The sequence below is a fragment of the Kitasatospora sp. NBC_01300 genome, from assembly GCF_041435235.1.
GTDB lineage: Bacteria > Actinomycetota > Actinomycetes > Streptomycetales > Streptomycetaceae > Kitasatospora.
Genome location: NZ_CP108408.1, coordinates 4204950 through 4220392, shown reverse-complemented (window position 1 = coordinate 4220392; position 15443 = coordinate 4204950). Strand labels below are relative to the sequence as shown.

The window sequence follows — 15443 nt, the reverse complement described above, 5'->3', positions numbered from 1 at the left end:
TATGATCGGAGCGACATGCGCCATGCTTGGTGATGCAGAGCACGGTACGGAACTTGCGCCGGACGGCCCACCCGCCGAACGGCCGAGAAGGAGGAAGCACGTGGACGACGTTCTGCGGCGCGCCGCACTCTTCGCGGCACTCGACGACGAACAGGCCGGCGAGCTGCGCGCTTCCATGACCGAGGTGACCCTCGCCCGTGGTGAGTCGCTGTTCCACGAGGGCGACCCGGGCGACCGGCTGTACGTCGTCGCCGAGGGCAAGGTCAAGCTGCACCGCGCCTCGCCGGACGGACGCGAGAACATGCTCGCCGTCCTCGGCCCCAGCGAGATGATCGGCGAGCTGTCGCTGTTCGACCCGGGCCCGCGCACCGCGACCGCCAGCGCGCTGACCGAGGTCAAGCTGCTCGGCCTGGGCCACGGCGACCTGCAGCCCTGGCTGCACGCCCGCCCCGAGGTCTCCATCGCGCTGCTGCGGGCCATCGCCCGCCGCCTGCGCCGGACCAACGACGTGATGTCCGACCTGGTCTTCTCCGACGTGCCCGGCCGCGTCGCCAAGGCCCTGCTGGACCTCTCCCGCCGCTTCGGCGTGCAGTCCGAGGAGGGCATCCACGTCGCCCACGACCTCACCCAGGAGGAGCTGGCCCAGCTGGTCGGCGCCTCCCGCGAAACGGTCAACAAGGCGCTCGCCGACTTCGCCGGCCGCGGCTGGCTGAAGCTGGAGGCGCGCGCGGTGGTGCTGATGGACGTCGAGCGGCTGTCGCGCCGCTCGCGCTGACCTCGGCGCGCACGTCTTCACGCCTTCGCGTCTTCACGACGTAACCGCCGAAGGGCCCGTCCGAGCGGACGGGCCCTTCGGCATTCCGCTGCCCGCCGCGCGACGGGATCAGTCGAGGCCCGGGATCAGCCCGTGCTCCTCCAGGTACTCCAGCTGCGCCCGGACCGAGAGCTCGGCGGCCGGCCACAGCGCCCGGTCGACGTCGGCGTAGACCCGGGCCACCACCTCGTCCGCGGTCCGGCAGCCGGCCTCGACCGCGGTCTCCACCTGGGCGAGCCGGTTGGCCCGGTGGGCGAGGTAGTAGTCGACGGCGCCGAGCGCGTCCGCGAGCGCCGGACCGTGGCCGGGCAGCACCGTCCGCACGCCGTGCGCGGAGGCCATCGTGTGCAGGTGGCGCAGCGAGTCCAGGTAGTCGCCGAGCCGGCCGTCGGGGTGGGCGACCATCGTGGTGCCGCGGCCGAGGACGGTGTCACCGGTGAGGATCGCGCCGTCGGCGGGCAGGTGGAAGGTCAGCGAGTCCGAGGTGTGGCCGGGGGTGGCGACCACCCGCAGGTCGAGGCCGCCGACGTCCAGCCGCTGGCCGTTGACCAGGCCCTCGGAGCCCAGCCGGTGCGCCGGGTCCAGCGCGCGCACCTCGGTGCCGGTGAGTTCGGCGAAGCGGGCCGCACCCTCGGAGTGGTCGGCGTGGCCGTGGGTGAGCAGGGTCAGCGCGACGCGTTTGCCCTGCTGTTCCGCGAGGTCGACCACCCGGCGCAGGTGGCCCTCGTGCAGCGGGCCGGGGTCGACCACCACCGCGAGGTCCGAGCCGGGCTCGGAGAGCAGCCAGGTGTTGGTGCCGTCCAGCGTCATCGGCGACGGGTTGGGCGCCAGCACGCACAGCGCCCGGGCCGTGGCCTCGCCGTCGATGGTGGCGGCCGGGTCGCCCGGCAGGAGCCCGCTCACCGGTTGTCCCCGCGGGGCCGGTGCAGGGCCCTGAGCGGCAGGGCCCGGACGAGCGGCCGCTGGGCCGTCTCGACGAACGGGACCAGGCTCTCGCAGGCCGGGGTACGGGGGATCAGGCGGCGGGCGGGCAGCTCGGGTGCCGTCCGGCGAGCCACGGCGTTGTGGGTCATCGGGCGTCGGTCCTCTCTGGTTTCGAGTCTGTTCGGCATCGTCGGCGACAGCGCCGACGAGGGCGGCGCCGGCACGGTCAGGCGTCCTCGGGGAAGTCCCCGTCGATGGTCAGTTCGTCGTACCCGGGCCAGCGGACCGTCATCCGGTCGCCCCGGACCTCGGCCCGGCCCAGCACCGGCTCCAGCGACCGCCCGGCGGCCGCGTCCAGCGCCTCCGCGGCGGTGCGCACCGGCGCCAGCTCGCGCAGCACCGTCACGGTCGGCGGCAGCATCCCGAACCGGCCCTCCTGGTAGCCGAGAACGGCCTCGGCGGGCGTCAGCCAGGCCACCCGGTCGGCCTCGCCGACCTCCAGGGCCGCGCTCTGCCCGGCCGGCAGCGCCGCGACGAAGAACCAGGTGTCGTAGCGGCGCTCCTCGAACTCCGGGGTGACCCAGCGGGCCCAGCCGCCCAGCAGGTCGCTGCGCAGCACCAGAGCGTGGTCGCGGAGGAACTCGGCGAAGGACAGCTCGTGCGCCTCCAGCGCCGCCCGCTCGGCGCTCCAGTCGCGCGGCGCGGCGACGCTGTCCGCGTCCGGGCCGGCCAGCAGCACGCCGGCTTCCTCGAAGGTCTCGCGGACGGCCGCGCAGACCACCGCCCGCGCCGTCCGGGCGTCCACCCCGAGCCGCCGCGCCCACTCCTCGGGCGCCGGTCCGGCCCAGCCCGTCTCCACCTCGGCGTCGCGCGGATCCACCCCGCCGCCCGGGTAGGCGTACATGCCGGCCGCGAAGGCCATCGAGGTGCGCCGGCGCAGCAGGTACGCCTGCGGCCCGGCGGCCGCGTCGCGCAGCAGCACGACCGTCGCGGCGAGCCTGGGCACCGGCGGGGTCAGCACGCCGGAGTCGACCGCCCGGATCCGGGCGGGCCAACCGGGCGGCATCGGGAGCGTCGTCGCTCGATGGTCCATGCCCGGATGCTAAGCGTACGAAGGCGGGGTTGGACAGGCCCAACCCCGCCTTTCGCGATCACGCTCAGCTGTTCTTGACGCGCACCTGGAGCTCGACCTCGACCGGGGCGTCCAGCGGCAGCACCGCGACGCCGACCGCACTGCGGGCGTGCACCCCGGCCTCGCCCAGCACCTTGCCGAGCAGTTCGCTGGCACCGTTGATCACGCCCGGCTGACCGGTGAAGTCGGGGGCGGAGGCGACGAAGCCGACCACCTTCACGACCCGCTCGATCTGGTCCAGGTCACCGATCACCGACTTGATCGCGGCCAGCGCGTTCAGCGCACAGGTCTGCGCGAGCTCCTTGGCCTCCTCCGGGGAGACCTCGGCGCCGACCTTGCCGGTGCTCGGCAGCTTGCCGCCGACGACCGGCAGCTGGCCGGAGGTGAACACGAACTCGCCCGAGCGCAGGGCCGGCACGTACGCGGCGACCGGAGCGGCCACCGGCGGCAGGGTCAGCCCCAGGTCGGCGAGCTTGGCCTCGACCTTGCTCATGCGTTCTTCTCCCGCTTGAAGTAGGCCACCAGCTGCTCCGGGTTCGGGCCCGGCACGACCTGGACGAGCTCCCAGCCGTCCGAGCCGAAGTTGTCCAGGATCTGCTTGGTGGCGTGCACGAGCAGAGGCGCCGTCATGTATTCCCACTTGGTCATGGCCAGACTCTAGACGAGCGGCCACCGCGATCGGCGCCGCCCACGGACCGGCGTGTGAGGTGGCCCACAAAGGGGGCATGATTCAGGCCCGGCCCCCCTGGTGCTCCGGGCATCCGGCGCGCTCCCTGGTTACCCTCGCGAGAGGGCACCGGTAGTTCGGGCCGGCCGACGGAGCGGCCCCGGCCCACGAGACGGACGGAGACGGAGCGTGGCACGCACCCCCGGCCAGGCGGCCCGGCGCGACCCCGACTGGGAGGGCGTCCGGCTGCACGTGGTCAGCGGCAAGGGCGGCACCGGGAAGACCACGCTGGCCGCCGCGCTGGCGCTGGCGCTCGCCGCCGACGGCAGCCGGGTGCTGCTGATCGAGGTCGAGGGGCGCCAGGGCATCGCCGAACTGTTCGGCATCGCCGCCCTCCCGTACGAGGAGCGCCGGATCGCCGCGGTCTCCCGCGCCCAGCTGGGCCTGCCCCCCGACGACGGGGGCGGGGGCGGCGGCGGCGAGGTGCTCGCGCTGGCCATCGACCCCGAACAGGCGCTGCTCGAGTACCTGGAGATGTTCTACAAGCTCGGCCGGGCCGGCAAGGCGCTGCAGAAGGTCGGCTTCGTCGACTTCGCGACCACCATCGCGCCCGGCGTCCGGGACGTCCTGCTCACCGGCAAGGCCTGCGAGGCGGCCCGGCGCAAGGGCCCGGACGGTCGCCGCCGCTACGACGCGGTCGTGATGGACGCGCCGCCGACCGGGCGGCTCACCCGGTTCCTGAACGTGAACGCCGAGGTCGCCGGGCTGGCCCGGATCGGGCCGATACACACCCAGGCGCAGGCCGTGATGCGGGTGCTGAAGTCGCCGGAGACCGCGGTGCACCTGGTCACCCTGCTGGAGGAGATGCCGGTGCAGGAGACGGTCGACGGCTTCGCCGAGCTGCGCGAGGCCAGGCTCCCGGTGGGCGGGGTGATGGTCAACATGGTCCGGCCGCCGGTGCTGGACGCCGCGGCGGTGGCCGCGGTCGACGGGGACCACCGCGAGGAGGTCGCCCTGGCCCTCGGCGAGGCCGGGCTCGGCGGGCGCTCGCGCAAGCCGGAGACGGTCCGGGCGGCGGTGGAGCCGCTGCTCGACCCGCTGCTGGAGCAGGCCAGGGAGCACGCCGAGCGGGTCGAGCTGGAGCGCGAGCAGCGCGCCGACCTGCAGCAGCTGCGGCTCCCCACGTACGAACTGCCACTGCTGGGCGAGGGCGTGGACCTCGGCGGGCTGTACCGGCTGGCGGGCGAACTGAAGCGGCAGGGGGCGGCGTGACCACCAACGGAACCAGCGGAACCAGCGGGAACGGCGGGGCCGGCCGGGCCCACGGCGGCGGCAGCAGCGGCGTCGGCAACGGCGGGGTCGGCAACGGCGGCAGCGGTGTCCGGGCCGCCGGCAGCCGGCTCGCCGTCGACGGGCTGATCGACGACCCGAGGACCAGGATCATCGTCTGCTGCGGCTCCGGCGGCGTCGGCAAGACCACCACCGCCGCGGCGATCGGCCTGCGGGCCGCCGAACGCGGCCGCAAGGTCGTCGTTCTGACCATCGACCCGGCCCGCCGGCTCGCCCAGTCGATGGGCCTCACCGAGCTGGACAACACCCCCCGGGTCGTCAAGGGGGTCACCGGCAACGGCGAGCTGCAGGCCATGATGCTCGACATGAAGCGGACCTTCGACGAGGTCGTGCTCGCCCACGCCGAGCCCGAACGGGCCAAGGCGATCATGGAGAACCCGTTCTACCAGTCCCTGTCGGCCGGCTTCGCGGGCACGCAGGAGTACATGGCGATGGAGAAGCTCGGGCAGCTGCGCGACGCCGAGGAATGGGACCTGATCGTCGTCGACACCCCGCCGTCCCGCTCCGCGCTGGACTTCCTGGACGCGCCCAACCGGCTCGGCTCCTTCCTCGACGGCCGGGTGATCCGGATCCTGACCGCCCCGGCCAAGGTCGGCGGCCGCAGTGCGATGAGGTTCCTCAACGCCGGCATGGGCCTGATCACCGGCACCCTGGGCAAGATCTTCGGCGCCCAGCTGCTCACCGACGTGCAGACCTTCGTCAGCGCGATGGACTCGATGTTCGGCGGCTTCCGCGAGCGCGCCGACCGCACGTACCAGCTGCTCAAGGCGCCGGGCACGGCGTTCCTGGTGGTGGCCGCGCCGGAGCGGGACGCGCTGCGCGAGGCGGCGTACTTCGTCGACCGGCTCGCCGCGGACCGGATGCCGCTGGCCGGTCTGGTGCTCAACCGGGTGCACGGCTCGGGCGCGCCGCAGCTCACCGCGGAACGGGCGCTGGCGGCCGCCGAGGCACTGGAGGAGAACGGCTCGGAGCACGCCTCGCCCGAGGCCGAACTGCTCGCGGCCGGGCTGCTGAGGCTGCACGCCGAACGGATGCAGATCATGGGGCGGGAGCGCCGCACCCGCGACCGCTTCGTCTCCGTGTACCCGGACGTGCCGATCGTGGAGGTCGCCGCGCTGCCGGGCGACGTGCACGACCTGGACGGGCTGCGCGCCATCGGGGACCGGCTCAGCGGCACCGCGTAGGCACCGGCCCGGCCCGGGCGCCCGGCACCGGTGCGCCCGGCGCGAACGTCGTCGGCACTGATGTCCTCGGCGTGAACGTCCTCAGCCCGAACGTCCTCGGCGCGAACGCCCTCGACGCGGGTGCGCCGGACACGGGTGCGCTGGGCACCGATGTCCTCAGCCCGATGGCCCCCCGGCACCGGTCTGCCACGGCGCGGGTCCGCCCGCGCCGGTGTGCTCAGCCCGCCTGGGCGTAGTCCGTCAGTATCACGCCGGTCGCGAGGGACTCCTCGTACTCGGTGCGGGCCGTCTCCAGCAGTCTCCGCCACGAGATGACCGTCGGGCGGCGGCGCAGCAGCGCCCGGCGCTCGCGCTCCGTCATCCCGCCCCAGACCCCGAACTCGACCCGGTTGTCCAGTGCGTCCGCCAGGCACTCCGTGCGGACGGGGCAACCGCTGCACACCGCCTTGGCGCGATTCTGCGCCGCCCCCTGGACGAACAACTCGTCCGGATCACTCGTGCGGCAGGCGGCCTGCGCACTCCAGTCGTCAACCCAGCCCATCCCGGCGCCGTCCTCTCCCGTATCGAGGCTCCCCCACGGCGGCAACGGCATATTCACCGTTGCCAGTTGAGGACGTTACGGAAGAACGACAGCGAGCAACAGCCCCTCCGGGCTCAATCTCGCATGACCCGATTGGACTATGGGTACCGGTCAGCTCACTCGTTGGAGTGATCGCAGGTCGCAAGCCTTGTCAATCGCGGCGCGGCAACTCTCGCCACGCGTGTCATCACGGAGCGCTACCGTTCACACGGGTACAGCAGGCCACAGCTGCCTCAAAAACCCTCTAATATCGGGCAATTCGGGCAAGTCTCTGCACTCACAAGAGTGAATGGTGTTGACGCACCGAAGCTGTCGCAAGCTTGTGACAAGCGTAGGGGAACACCTGCCCCTATGGGCGGGATTCCGGGACGTAGGGTTCTCCTCATGGCACCGAAGCGCCCCCAGGCATCCCAGCCCCCAGGCAACACCGGAGCTCCGCGCGACAAGCGCCGCGAGTCGCCGCTCGACATCGCGGGACACGGAGTGAAGTTCCTGGGCGTCAGCGTGCTCTCCGGAGTCCTGCTGGCAGGCCTCGCCCTGCCCGCCGTCGGCGCCATCGGGCTGACCGCCAAGGACACGGCGGAGAGCTTCTCCAACATCTCCGACGACTTCAAGACCCCGCCGCTCACCCAGGCGACGCAGATCTTCGACGCCAAGGGCGGCCTGATCGCCAAGGTGTACGAGCGCGACCGCACCGTCCTCACCGCCGACCAGATGTCACCGTTCATGCGGCACGCCCAGGTCGACATCGAGGACGCCCGCTTCTACGAGCACGGCGCCGTCGACCTCAAGGGCGTGCTCCGCGCCATCGGCAAGAACGCCGAGAGCGGCACCACCTCGCAGGGCGCCTCGACGCTGACCCAGCAGTACGTGAAGAACGTCAACGTCGAGAAGGCCGGCGACGACCAGGCCGCGGTGCTGGAGGCTCAGCGCAAGACCCTGGGTCGCAAGATCCAGGAGCTCAAGGTCGCGATCAAGCTGGAGGAGGACCTGTCGAAGGACCAGATCCTCACCAACTACCTCAACATCACCTTCTACGGCCACCAGGCCTACGGCATCGAAGCCGCCTCCCAGCGCTACTTCAGCAAGAGCAACAAGGACCTGACCGTCGCCGAGGCCGCCACCCTGGCCGGCATGGTGCAGAACCCGTCGTCCTACGACCCGGTGCGCTACCCGGACAACACGGTCAAGCGCCGCAACGTCGTGATCGACAAGATGCTCGAGAACAAGCACATCACCGCGGACCAGGCCAAGGAGGCCAAGGCCGCCCCGCTGGGCCTGAAGTTCAAGGACCCGCAGAACGGCTGCATCACCGCCCAGGCCGGCATGGGCTTCTTCTGCGACTACGTGCGCCACGTGGTCAAGCAGGACCCGGCGTTCGGCAAGAGCGCCGCCGACCGCAAGAAGCTGTGGGACACCGGCGGCCTGAACATCTACACCACGCTGGACCCGGACAAGCAGGCCGCCGCCCAGAACGCCGTCACCAAGAAGGTCAACGTGACGGACACGGTCTCGGCCGCCGCGACCATGATGGAGCCCGGCACCGGCAAGATCCTGGCCATGGCCCAGACCCGCCCGTACGGCCTGGACCCGAACAAGAACCAGACCGTCGTCAACCTCAACGTCGACTCCGCGATGGGCGGCGGCAACGGCTTCCAGACCGGTTCGACGTTCAAGCCGATCCTCGCCGCGGCGGCCCTGGAGTCGGGCCTGTCGCCCACCCAGCCGTTCCCCTCCGAGAACAAGATCGACTACCCGCAGATGACCACCTGCACGGGCACCTGGAGGAACACCGACAAGCCCAAGGCCACGGTGAAGAACGAGTCGGCCGGCGAGGTCGGCCCGTACGAGCTCAAGCAGGCCATGGCCCTCTCGGTCAACACCTACTTCGTGCAGATGGAGCAGCAGGTCGGCCTCTGCGCGATGAAGCAGATGGCCAACAAGCTGGGCATCACCCAGTCCGCCAAGGGCGACGCCTTCCAGGAGGTCCCCTCGATGGTCCTCGGCACCCTGGAGCTCAGCCCGCTGACCATGTCGAACGTCTACGCGACCTTCGCGGCCCGCGGCAAGTACTGCACCCCGATCGCGATCAACAAGATCAGCACGGTCGACGGCAAGGACGTCAAGGTCCCGCAGACCACCTGCAGCCAGGCCTTCTCCGAGCAGACCGCGGACGCCCTCAACACCGTCCTGCTCAACGTGACCGAGAAGGGCACCGCGGCCGCGCTCAAGCTCGACGACGGCCGGCAGATCGCCGGTAAGACCGGTACCACCGACGAGAAGAAGGCCGCCTGGTTCAGCGGCTACACCCCGTCGCTGGCCACCTCCGTCTGGCTCGGCGGCCCCGCCGGCGGCGTCAAGATGAAGAACATCAACATCGGCGGCAAGCACTTCGACGAGGTGTTCGGCGCCGACGGCCCCGGTCCGATCTGGCAGCTCGCGATGAACCAGGCCCTCAAGGGCTCGTCCCCCGAGCAGATCCAGACCATCAACATCCCGGACCCGGCACCCAAGACCGACCCCAACGCCAACCAGACCGGTGGGGCCACCCCGCCGGCCGACCCCAACGCCAACCAGCAGCCCGGCGGCAACCCGCCGCCCCAGGGCGGGAACCCCGGTGGCAACCCGGGCGGGAACCCCGGCGGCGGCAACCCGGGCGGGGGAAACCCCGGCGGTAACCCGGGCGGCGGCAGCAACAACGCCGGCGGGATGATCGGCGGCGGGTTCACCTTCCCGCCGGGCGTCATCGGCGGGAACAACGGTGGCAACGGCGGAAACGGCAACGGCGGCAAGCACGGCGGCAACAACGGCTGACCGGCCCCCGGCCCGGGCACGACACGATGAAGGGGCGCCCTCCGAGATCACTCTCGGAGGGCGCCCCTTCGGGCTTGGCGGACGGTGCCGTGCGGGCCGCGGCCGGCCGGCGCCCTTCGGGCCTGGCGGCGGGGCTTAGCCCGTCAGCGCCGCCTTCACCGCGGCGGCCACCCGGCCGCCCTCCGCCAGGCCGTCCACCTTCGGCTTCACCAGCTTCATCACGGCGCCCATCGCCTGCGGACCGGCCGCCCCGCTCTCGGCGACGGCGGCCGCCACGATCGCGGTCAGCTCCTCGTCGGAGAGCTGCTTGGGCAGGTACCCCGCCAGCACCTCGCCCTCCTCGCGCTCCCGGGCCGCCTGCTCCACCCGGCCGGCGGTGTCGAACGCCTCCGCCGCCTCCCGGCGCTTCTTCGCCTCGCGGCCGATCACCTTCAGCACCTCGTCATCGGACAGCTCGCGCTTCGCCTTGCCCGCCACCTCCTCGCTGGTGACAGCGGCCAGCGTGAGCCGGATGGTGGACGAGCGCAGCTCGTCCCGGTCCCTGATCGCAGCCGTGAGGTCCTCGTGCAGCTTCGCCTTGAGCGTCGTCATGGCCCCGAGTCTCCCACCTGCGACGTTCGGTCGCTTGCCATTAACCGGCCCGGCCGTGCCGAAGACCGCCCCGGAGCGGAGCAGTCCCCCGTATCCGCGCACGGCCACCGGACGTTCACCGGCTGATCCACCGTCTGAGAGCATGGAGCGATGCGACCGCTGTACTCCGTTCCCCTCGGCTTCGCCGCCGCCGGCGCCGCCTGCCTCGCCTACTCCGTCGGGTACGAGGTCCGTTCCTTCCGGCTCCGCCGGGTCGAGGTCCCCGTCCTGCCCCACGGCGCCCGGCCCATCCGGGTACTGCAGGTCTCCGACATCCACATGGTGAGCGGGCAGGGCAAGAAGCAGCGCTGGCTGCAGAGCCTCGCCGGCCTGCGCCCCGACCTCGTGGTCAACACCGGCGACAACCTCTCCGACCCCCTCGGGGTCCCCGCCGCCCTGGACGCGCTCGGGCCCCTCATGGACTTCCCCGGCGTCTACGTCTTCGGCTCCAACGACTACTACGGCCCGGCCCGCAAGAACCCGGCCCGCTACCTCCAGGCGATGCGCAGCGGCGCCCACGGCCTCAACAACGCCGACGGCACCGGCCGCCGCGGCATCACCGGCGCCGTCCACAACCCGTGGGAGAAGCTCCGCGACGGCTTCGACGCGGCCGGCTGGCTCGACCTCACCAACACCCGCGGCCGGCTCACCATCGGCGGCCTCGACCTCGAATTCACCGGCCTCGACGACCCGCACATCCGCCGCGACCGCTACAGCGAGGTCGCCGGCGGCCCCTCCCCCGACGCCGACCTCTCCCTCGCCGTCGTCCACGCCCCCTACCTGCGCGTCCTCGACGCCTTCACCGCCGACCGCTACCCGCTGATCCTGGCCGGCCACACCCACGGCGGCCAGCTCTGCATCCCCTTCTACGGCGCCCTGGTCACCAACTGCGACCTCGACGCCCGACGGGTCAAGGGCCTCTCCACCCACCAGGCCGGCGGCCGCCGCTCCTACCTCCACGTCTCCGCCGGCTGCGGCACCAACCGCTACACCCCCGTCCGCTTCGCCTGCCCCCCCGAGGCCACCCTCCTCACCCTCACCCCGGCCCCCCGCTGACCTGCACCGGACGCCCGCCAAGAACCGGATTTCGTGTCTCGGCGAGCGTCCGGTAGAGTTCTACTCGTTGCGAAGGAGACGGAGCAACAAACCGCAGGACCGGGGTGTGGCGCAGCTTGGTAGCGCGCTTCGTTCGGGACGAAGAGGCCGTGGGTTCAAATCCCGCCACCCCGACCCAGTAGTTGCAGGTAAGGGCCCTGCCGGAGAAATCCGGTAGGGCCCTTCCTCGTTCTGCGCTACTAACTGAGTGACTAAGCCTCAGCGCCTTGCTTGAAGATGTCGTCCATGACCGTCGCACCGGTCTGGATCACCGGGCGGATCTGCTTCCGGTAGACCTCCTCCGTGACCGACGTACTGGAGCGCCCGACCAATCGGGAGATCTCCTCCAGGGGCACCCCACTGTCCGAGAGCAGGGACACGAAGCTGTGGCGTAGCTCACGCGGCGTCCACTCGGCGGCGTTCACTCCCTCGGCCTTGGTGATGGCGGCGCGGAAGGCTCGGCGGACGTGGGAGGGGTCCAGCTCTGTGCCCACCGCGGAGTGGAAGACGAGGTCGTTCTCCTCCCACTTGTCACCGGCGGCGAGGCGATCCCAGCCCTGATCGACCCAGTGGTCCCAGAGCGCTTCAACGCACCGAGCAGGGAGCGCGAGCGTCCTCCGAGACTTGCGGGTCTTGGTGTCGCCGCCGGCCCGAACCGACCGCCATACGGCGATGTGCGGCGGGACCGGTGGGGCCGCCTCCGGCTGGCCCTTCAGGAACACGTGGTCCCAGGTCAGCGCCCGCAGTTCCTCTGTCCGAGCACCTGTGAGCAGGGAGACCACGACGTAGGCGTACATGGAGGTCTTCTCGGCCGCCTTCAGGACCGCCTCGGCCTGGGCGAAGGTCAGCGCCTTCGATGGCCGGCCTGGCTGACCGGTGGGGACTGAGCACAGCTCGACCACGTTGCACTTCACCTTGTCCCGGGCCATGGCGCGCTTGACGGCCCGGTTCAGGCAGGAGTGGAGGCCCTGCAGCGTGCGCGTGCTCAGGGTCTTGGCCTTGCCGGCCAACCACCGGTCGACGTCCTCTGCGCTCAGGTCACGCAGCTTGCGGGCGCCGAGTGCCGGGACCACGTGCGTCCGGCTGAAAATGGTCGGGTCTTCACGGTCTCTTCCTCTCGACCCGCCGGCGCCGCGGTGATTCCTTTGAGTGGTTGGTGCTCGCAGACTCGGCCGTCGGGCTCAGCCTGCCCGACGGAATTGACGCGATCTCGGATCACCGAGTGTCGGCGGTCACTGACCGGCAACGAACCGACATTGCACGAGAGTTGGAGCACCTTCCCGAAACCGAGAAGCGGACGGCTCTGGCCTACACCCGGAGACAGCTCATGAACACCGCGGCTGGCTACTGGGTCGCTGCCACCGACGCTGGTGCTGCCGAACAGAGCCTGACCGGGGAGGTCCCGTTGCCCAGCGTCCGAGCCGCCGCAGTTCTGACAGATGGTGCATCCCGGGCCGTTGACGACTTTGGGGTCATGGGCTGGCCCGACCTCATGAGCCGGCTGGAGACGAGTGGCCCACGCGGGGTCATCGACCACACGCGGGAGCTCGAACGCTCAGATCCACAAAGGCGACGCTGGCCCCGCTCGAAGTGCCACGACGATGCCACGGTGGTACTCATGCAGCGCGAGCCGGAAGGCTTGCTGGGCGAGCAATAAGTGATCCTCAAAGCGTGAGCGCCAGTTCTGTGCAAGCCCATGCGGGTGGCGTGTGGGATGGGGGTAGGTAGCTGGAGGGAGGGTGTGAGGGGGTGGGGTCAGAAGATGACTGTTACGAGTTTCGCTACTGGCTCAAGGGCGCGCACAGCGCGCCAGCGCGCGACCCTGCCGCACGCCGCCGCTCCTGTCTTGCGCCCCGCTTCGACGGCGGCCCGCCGCGCACGTCGAGCGTGCGGCCGGGAGGGGTGCCGAGATTAGAGCCCGTCGTGGCTGGGGTCGGGCGGCTCCACGGTTTTACCCACCTGCCAAAACCGCTCCACCGCCCGCGTGTTGTGAGCACCCCGGAGCAAACCGATGCCCACCTTGATCAACCCGCGTCTCCCGGACAAGTCGACCTGTGATCCCCTACCCTGGTCATCCACGATCTTGGAGGCGGACGTGACCAGCCAGTACGCAGAGGGAATGCTCCCCGTCGATCCGGAATCAGGCGAGAGCGAAGAAGACGTAATAGAACGCCTGACTGCCGCGCGAGCCAGCGTGTCGGCCACTGACTGGACGATCGAAACAATCGTGGCACAGATGCGAAAGGGCAGGATTGACCTAAACCCTGCATTCCAGCGCCGCGCAGCATGGACCAACCCGACAAAGAGTCGATTTGTCGAATCGGCAATTCTGTCATACCCGATCCCGCAGATCGTCCTCGCGGAAAAAACCGATCGCGCCGGCCACTACTTCGTAATTGATGGAAAGCAGAGGCTCCTCGCCCTTCGCCAGTTCTACTCCGGCCAGGGGCAAGAAATTGATGCCGATTTTGAGCCATTCAAGATCACTGGCACATCAATCCTTGGCAGTGTTCGGGGATTCGACATCAAGAGACTTGAAGATGAACGATCCGACCTGTTTGACGCCTTCGAGAATCACACCATCCGCACGGTAACAATCAAGGGATGGGAGTCCGAAGACTTCCTCTATACGCTATTCTTGCGGCTAAACACGGGAAGCGTTCCACTCTCACCCCAGGAATTGCGCCAAGCTTTGGTTCCGGGAGCCTTCGTCAATTTCGTCGACGAGCAGTCTGGCATCAGTCCCGGCCTTCAGCACCTTCTTGGGAATAAGGGCCCAGACAGGAGGATGATCGATGCCGAAATGCTCGTTCGCTACTTCGGATTCCAGAATGAGTTCGTCCCCTATAAGGGAAACCTGAAGGATTTTCTGGACAAGACCTGCATCTATCTCAACAAGAACTGGTCATCGAAGTCTGAGCTGATCAGGGGGCAACTGTCCGAGATGGAGCGCGCTATCGACGCGGCCCGACAAATCTTCAGCGACTCAGGGGCTTGTCACAAGTGGTCTGGGGTCCGCTGGGAGCGCTCGCTGAACCGCGCGGTGTTCGACGTGCAGATCCACGCCCTCGCAGACGAGCGCGTCAGGGACGCTGCACTGGGCCGAAAGCACGAGGTCTTGAAGGCGTTCAAGGATGTCTGCGTCGAAAATGACAAGTTCATTGCGGCCATCACAAGCACGACGAAGAGCATTGACGCCACCAGTAGTCGCTTTGAAATCTGGGCAAATGCGCTCGGAGGAGTGCTAGGGGTGCCAATTCCTCGGCCTACCTGCCTCAACAGCTAGGGGGCTCGGCTGTGGACCTCCTCGACGAACTGAAGAACGATATAGCCGAGCTGAAGTCTTCATTACTGCCCGATGATGTCCTTCAGGTCAAGGCTCCCGACGACCTAACTCGCCGCCAAGAGCTACTGATCTCCTCCTTCGTAATTCTCTCACATGCGCACATTGAAGAGTTTATCGAGAACCTCTTCCTTGAATATGTCGAGAATCGAGAAAAAGAGATCACGGACGCGACCGTGCCTCACTGCTTCGTCAAACTGGCACTACACTTCTCTCCGGACTTGATCGGTCAAGGCGCTGGAAATAAGTTCCCGACACGCCAAATCTGCGCGACCGCCAAGAATCTATACATCTCAAAGGTGATTAATACAAATCACGGACTCAAGGAATCCAATGTAGGCGCCCTCGCCAAGCCGCTCGGAGTCCACGGAGAAAAGCTTTCAAATACGTGCGAGCAGCTCTTTGTCACATTGAATACACTTGGCGGCAAACGGGGCCGCATGGCTCACACTTCATCTCGAAATCAATCTGCTAGCGAAACCGCCTATGCTAGTCAAGCTATCGTTTGGGTCGACGATGTCATCAACCTAGCGCATCAACTCAACAACTATCTGCGCTCTGGAAATTAAGCTCCGGCAGTAGCACATCGAGCTGCGCTGCGCCCTGACGCCCCTGCCAGCGGCCGAACCGAGTGTCTTACTGCGCTACAACGGGTGCGCACCTTGGCGGACGGCCACGGACGGTAGGGAACCGTTCTGGCAGGTCAGCGGCGCTACCCGCCGAGGTCAGGCGGGTGCCCAGGTTGCTTCGGGGCGAAGAGGCCGTGGGTTCAAATCCCACCACCCCGACCCAGTACAGAGGGCCCATCGGAGAAATTCGGTGGGCCCTCTGGCGTTGTGCGTGACTAACTGAGTGACCGAGCCTCACGATCTTCCGCGAACAGATCACCCCTGGCCGTCGCACCGGTCTG

The 15443-nt window shown here is 69.2% G+C and carries 14 protein-coding genes, 1 tRNA gene and 1 pseudogene; 8 read left to right on the top strand and 8 right to left on the bottom strand.

Annotated features, from left to right (window positions below; all coding sequences use genetic code 11):
- Nucleotides 1-100: 100 nt before the first annotated feature.
- The gene (locus OG556_RS18895; protein ID WP_030240972.1) at nucleotides 101-775 is read left to right on the top strand and encodes a Crp/Fnr family transcriptional regulator; all 675 of its coding nucleotides are present in this window, start codon (nucleotides 101-103) and stop codon (nucleotides 773-775) included.
- Nucleotides 776-883: 108 nt separating this feature from the next.
- Here the strand turns inward: OG556_RS18895 and OG556_RS18890 are convergent, their stop codons facing one another.
- The 5 genes from OG556_RS18890 to OG556_RS18870 form a co-directional block, all read right to left on the bottom strand.
- Nucleotides 884-1717, bottom strand: coding sequence for an MBL fold metallo-hydrolase (locus OG556_RS18890; protein ID WP_350881968.1), 834 nt, complete (start codon nucleotides 1715-1717; stop codon nucleotides 884-886).
- Nucleotides 1714-1887, bottom strand: coding sequence for a hypothetical protein (locus tag OG556_RS18885; RefSeq protein ID WP_371518061.1), 174 nt, complete (start codon nucleotides 1885-1887; stop codon nucleotides 1714-1716). Before OG556_RS18885 ends, OG556_RS18890 begins: the two co-directional genes overlap by 4 nt.
- A gap of 77 nt (nucleotides 1888-1964) precedes the next feature.
- Nucleotides 1965-2831 (bottom strand): NUDIX hydrolase, encoded by an 867-nt coding sequence (locus tag OG556_RS18880; RefSeq protein ID WP_350881965.1) that lies wholly within the window; start codon nucleotides 2829-2831, stop codon nucleotides 1965-1967.
- Nucleotides 2832-2895: 64 nt separating this feature from the next.
- The gene (locus OG556_RS18875) at nucleotides 2896-3363 is read right to left on the bottom strand and encodes a RidA family protein (protein WP_063348662.1); all 468 of its coding nucleotides are present in this window, start codon (nucleotides 3361-3363) and stop codon (nucleotides 2896-2898) included.
- Nucleotides 3360-3518 carry a DUF4177 domain-containing protein gene (locus tag OG556_RS18870; RefSeq protein ID WP_167745864.1) on the bottom strand — a complete coding sequence of 53 codons (159 nt, stop codon included), beginning with the start codon at nucleotides 3516-3518 and terminating at the stop codon, nucleotides 3360-3362. Before OG556_RS18870 ends, OG556_RS18875 begins: the two co-directional genes overlap by 4 nt.
- 208 nt (nucleotides 3519-3726) lie before the next feature.
- On the opposite strand from OG556_RS18870, the gene OG556_RS18865 reads away from it, so the two are divergent.
- Both OG556_RS18865 and OG556_RS18860 read left to right on the top strand, forming a co-directional pair.
- A complete protein-coding gene (locus tag OG556_RS18865) occupies nucleotides 3727-4809 on the top strand; it encodes an ArsA-related P-loop ATPase (protein ID WP_371518060.1) in 1083 nt (360 codons plus the stop codon).
- A gap of 143 nt (nucleotides 4810-4952) precedes the next feature.
- Nucleotides 4953-6071 (top strand): ArsA family ATPase, encoded by a 1119-nt coding sequence (locus tag OG556_RS18860; protein WP_363579928.1) that lies wholly within the window; start codon nucleotides 4953-4955, stop codon nucleotides 6069-6071.
- Nucleotides 6072-6288: 217 nt separating this feature from the next.
- On the opposite strand, the gene OG556_RS18855 is transcribed toward OG556_RS18860, so the two are convergent.
- Nucleotides 6289-6612, bottom strand: coding sequence for a WhiB family transcriptional regulator (locus OG556_RS18855; RefSeq protein WP_030240986.1), 324 nt, complete (start codon nucleotides 6610-6612; stop codon nucleotides 6289-6291).
- A 423-nt stretch (nucleotides 6613-7035) separates the two neighbouring features.
- On the opposite strand from OG556_RS18855, the gene OG556_RS18850 reads away from it, so the two are divergent.
- Nucleotides 7036-9465 carry a transglycosylase domain-containing protein gene (locus OG556_RS18850; protein WP_371518059.1) on the top strand — a complete coding sequence of 810 codons (2430 nt, stop codon included), beginning with the start codon at nucleotides 7036-7038 and terminating at the stop codon, nucleotides 9463-9465.
- Between the two features lie 135 nt (nucleotides 9466-9600).
- Here the strand turns inward: OG556_RS18850 and OG556_RS18845 are convergent, their stop codons facing one another.
- Entirely contained in the window at nucleotides 9601-10056 is a 456-nt protein-coding gene (locus tag OG556_RS18845) for a GatB/YqeY domain-containing protein (protein ID WP_371518058.1), read from the bottom strand.
- Between the two features lie 150 nt (nucleotides 10057-10206).
- Here OG556_RS18845 and OG556_RS18840 point away from each other — a divergent pair, with 150 nt between their 5' ends.
- Complete coding sequence (locus OG556_RS18840; protein ID WP_363579697.1) at nucleotides 10207-11151, top strand: metallophosphoesterase; 945 nt, start codon at nucleotides 10207-10209, stop codon at nucleotides 11149-11151.
- 100 nt (nucleotides 11152-11251) lie between these two features.
- Nucleotides 11252-11325, top strand: a tRNA-Pro gene (locus OG556_RS18835).
- A gap of 77 nt (nucleotides 11326-11402) precedes the next feature.
- On the opposite strand, the pseudogene xerC reads toward OG556_RS18835, so the two are convergent.
- Nucleotides 11403-12281 (bottom strand): annotated as a pseudogene (gene xerC / locus OG556_RS18830) (tyrosine recombinase XerC); the annotation flags it as partial.
- A gap of 1004 nt (nucleotides 12282-13285) precedes the next feature.
- Here xerC and OG556_RS18825 point away from each other — a divergent pair.
- Complete coding sequence (locus OG556_RS18825) at nucleotides 13286-14476, top strand: DUF262 domain-containing protein (protein ID WP_371518057.1); 1191 nt, start codon at nucleotides 13286-13288, stop codon at nucleotides 14474-14476.
- A gap of 11 nt (nucleotides 14477-14487) precedes the next feature.
- Nucleotides 14488-15102 carry a HEPN domain-containing protein gene (locus OG556_RS18820; protein ID WP_371518056.1) on the top strand — a complete coding sequence of 205 codons (615 nt, stop codon included), beginning with the start codon at nucleotides 14488-14490 and terminating at the stop codon, nucleotides 15100-15102.
- The last annotated feature ends 341 nt before the right edge of the window (nucleotides 15103-15443 follow it).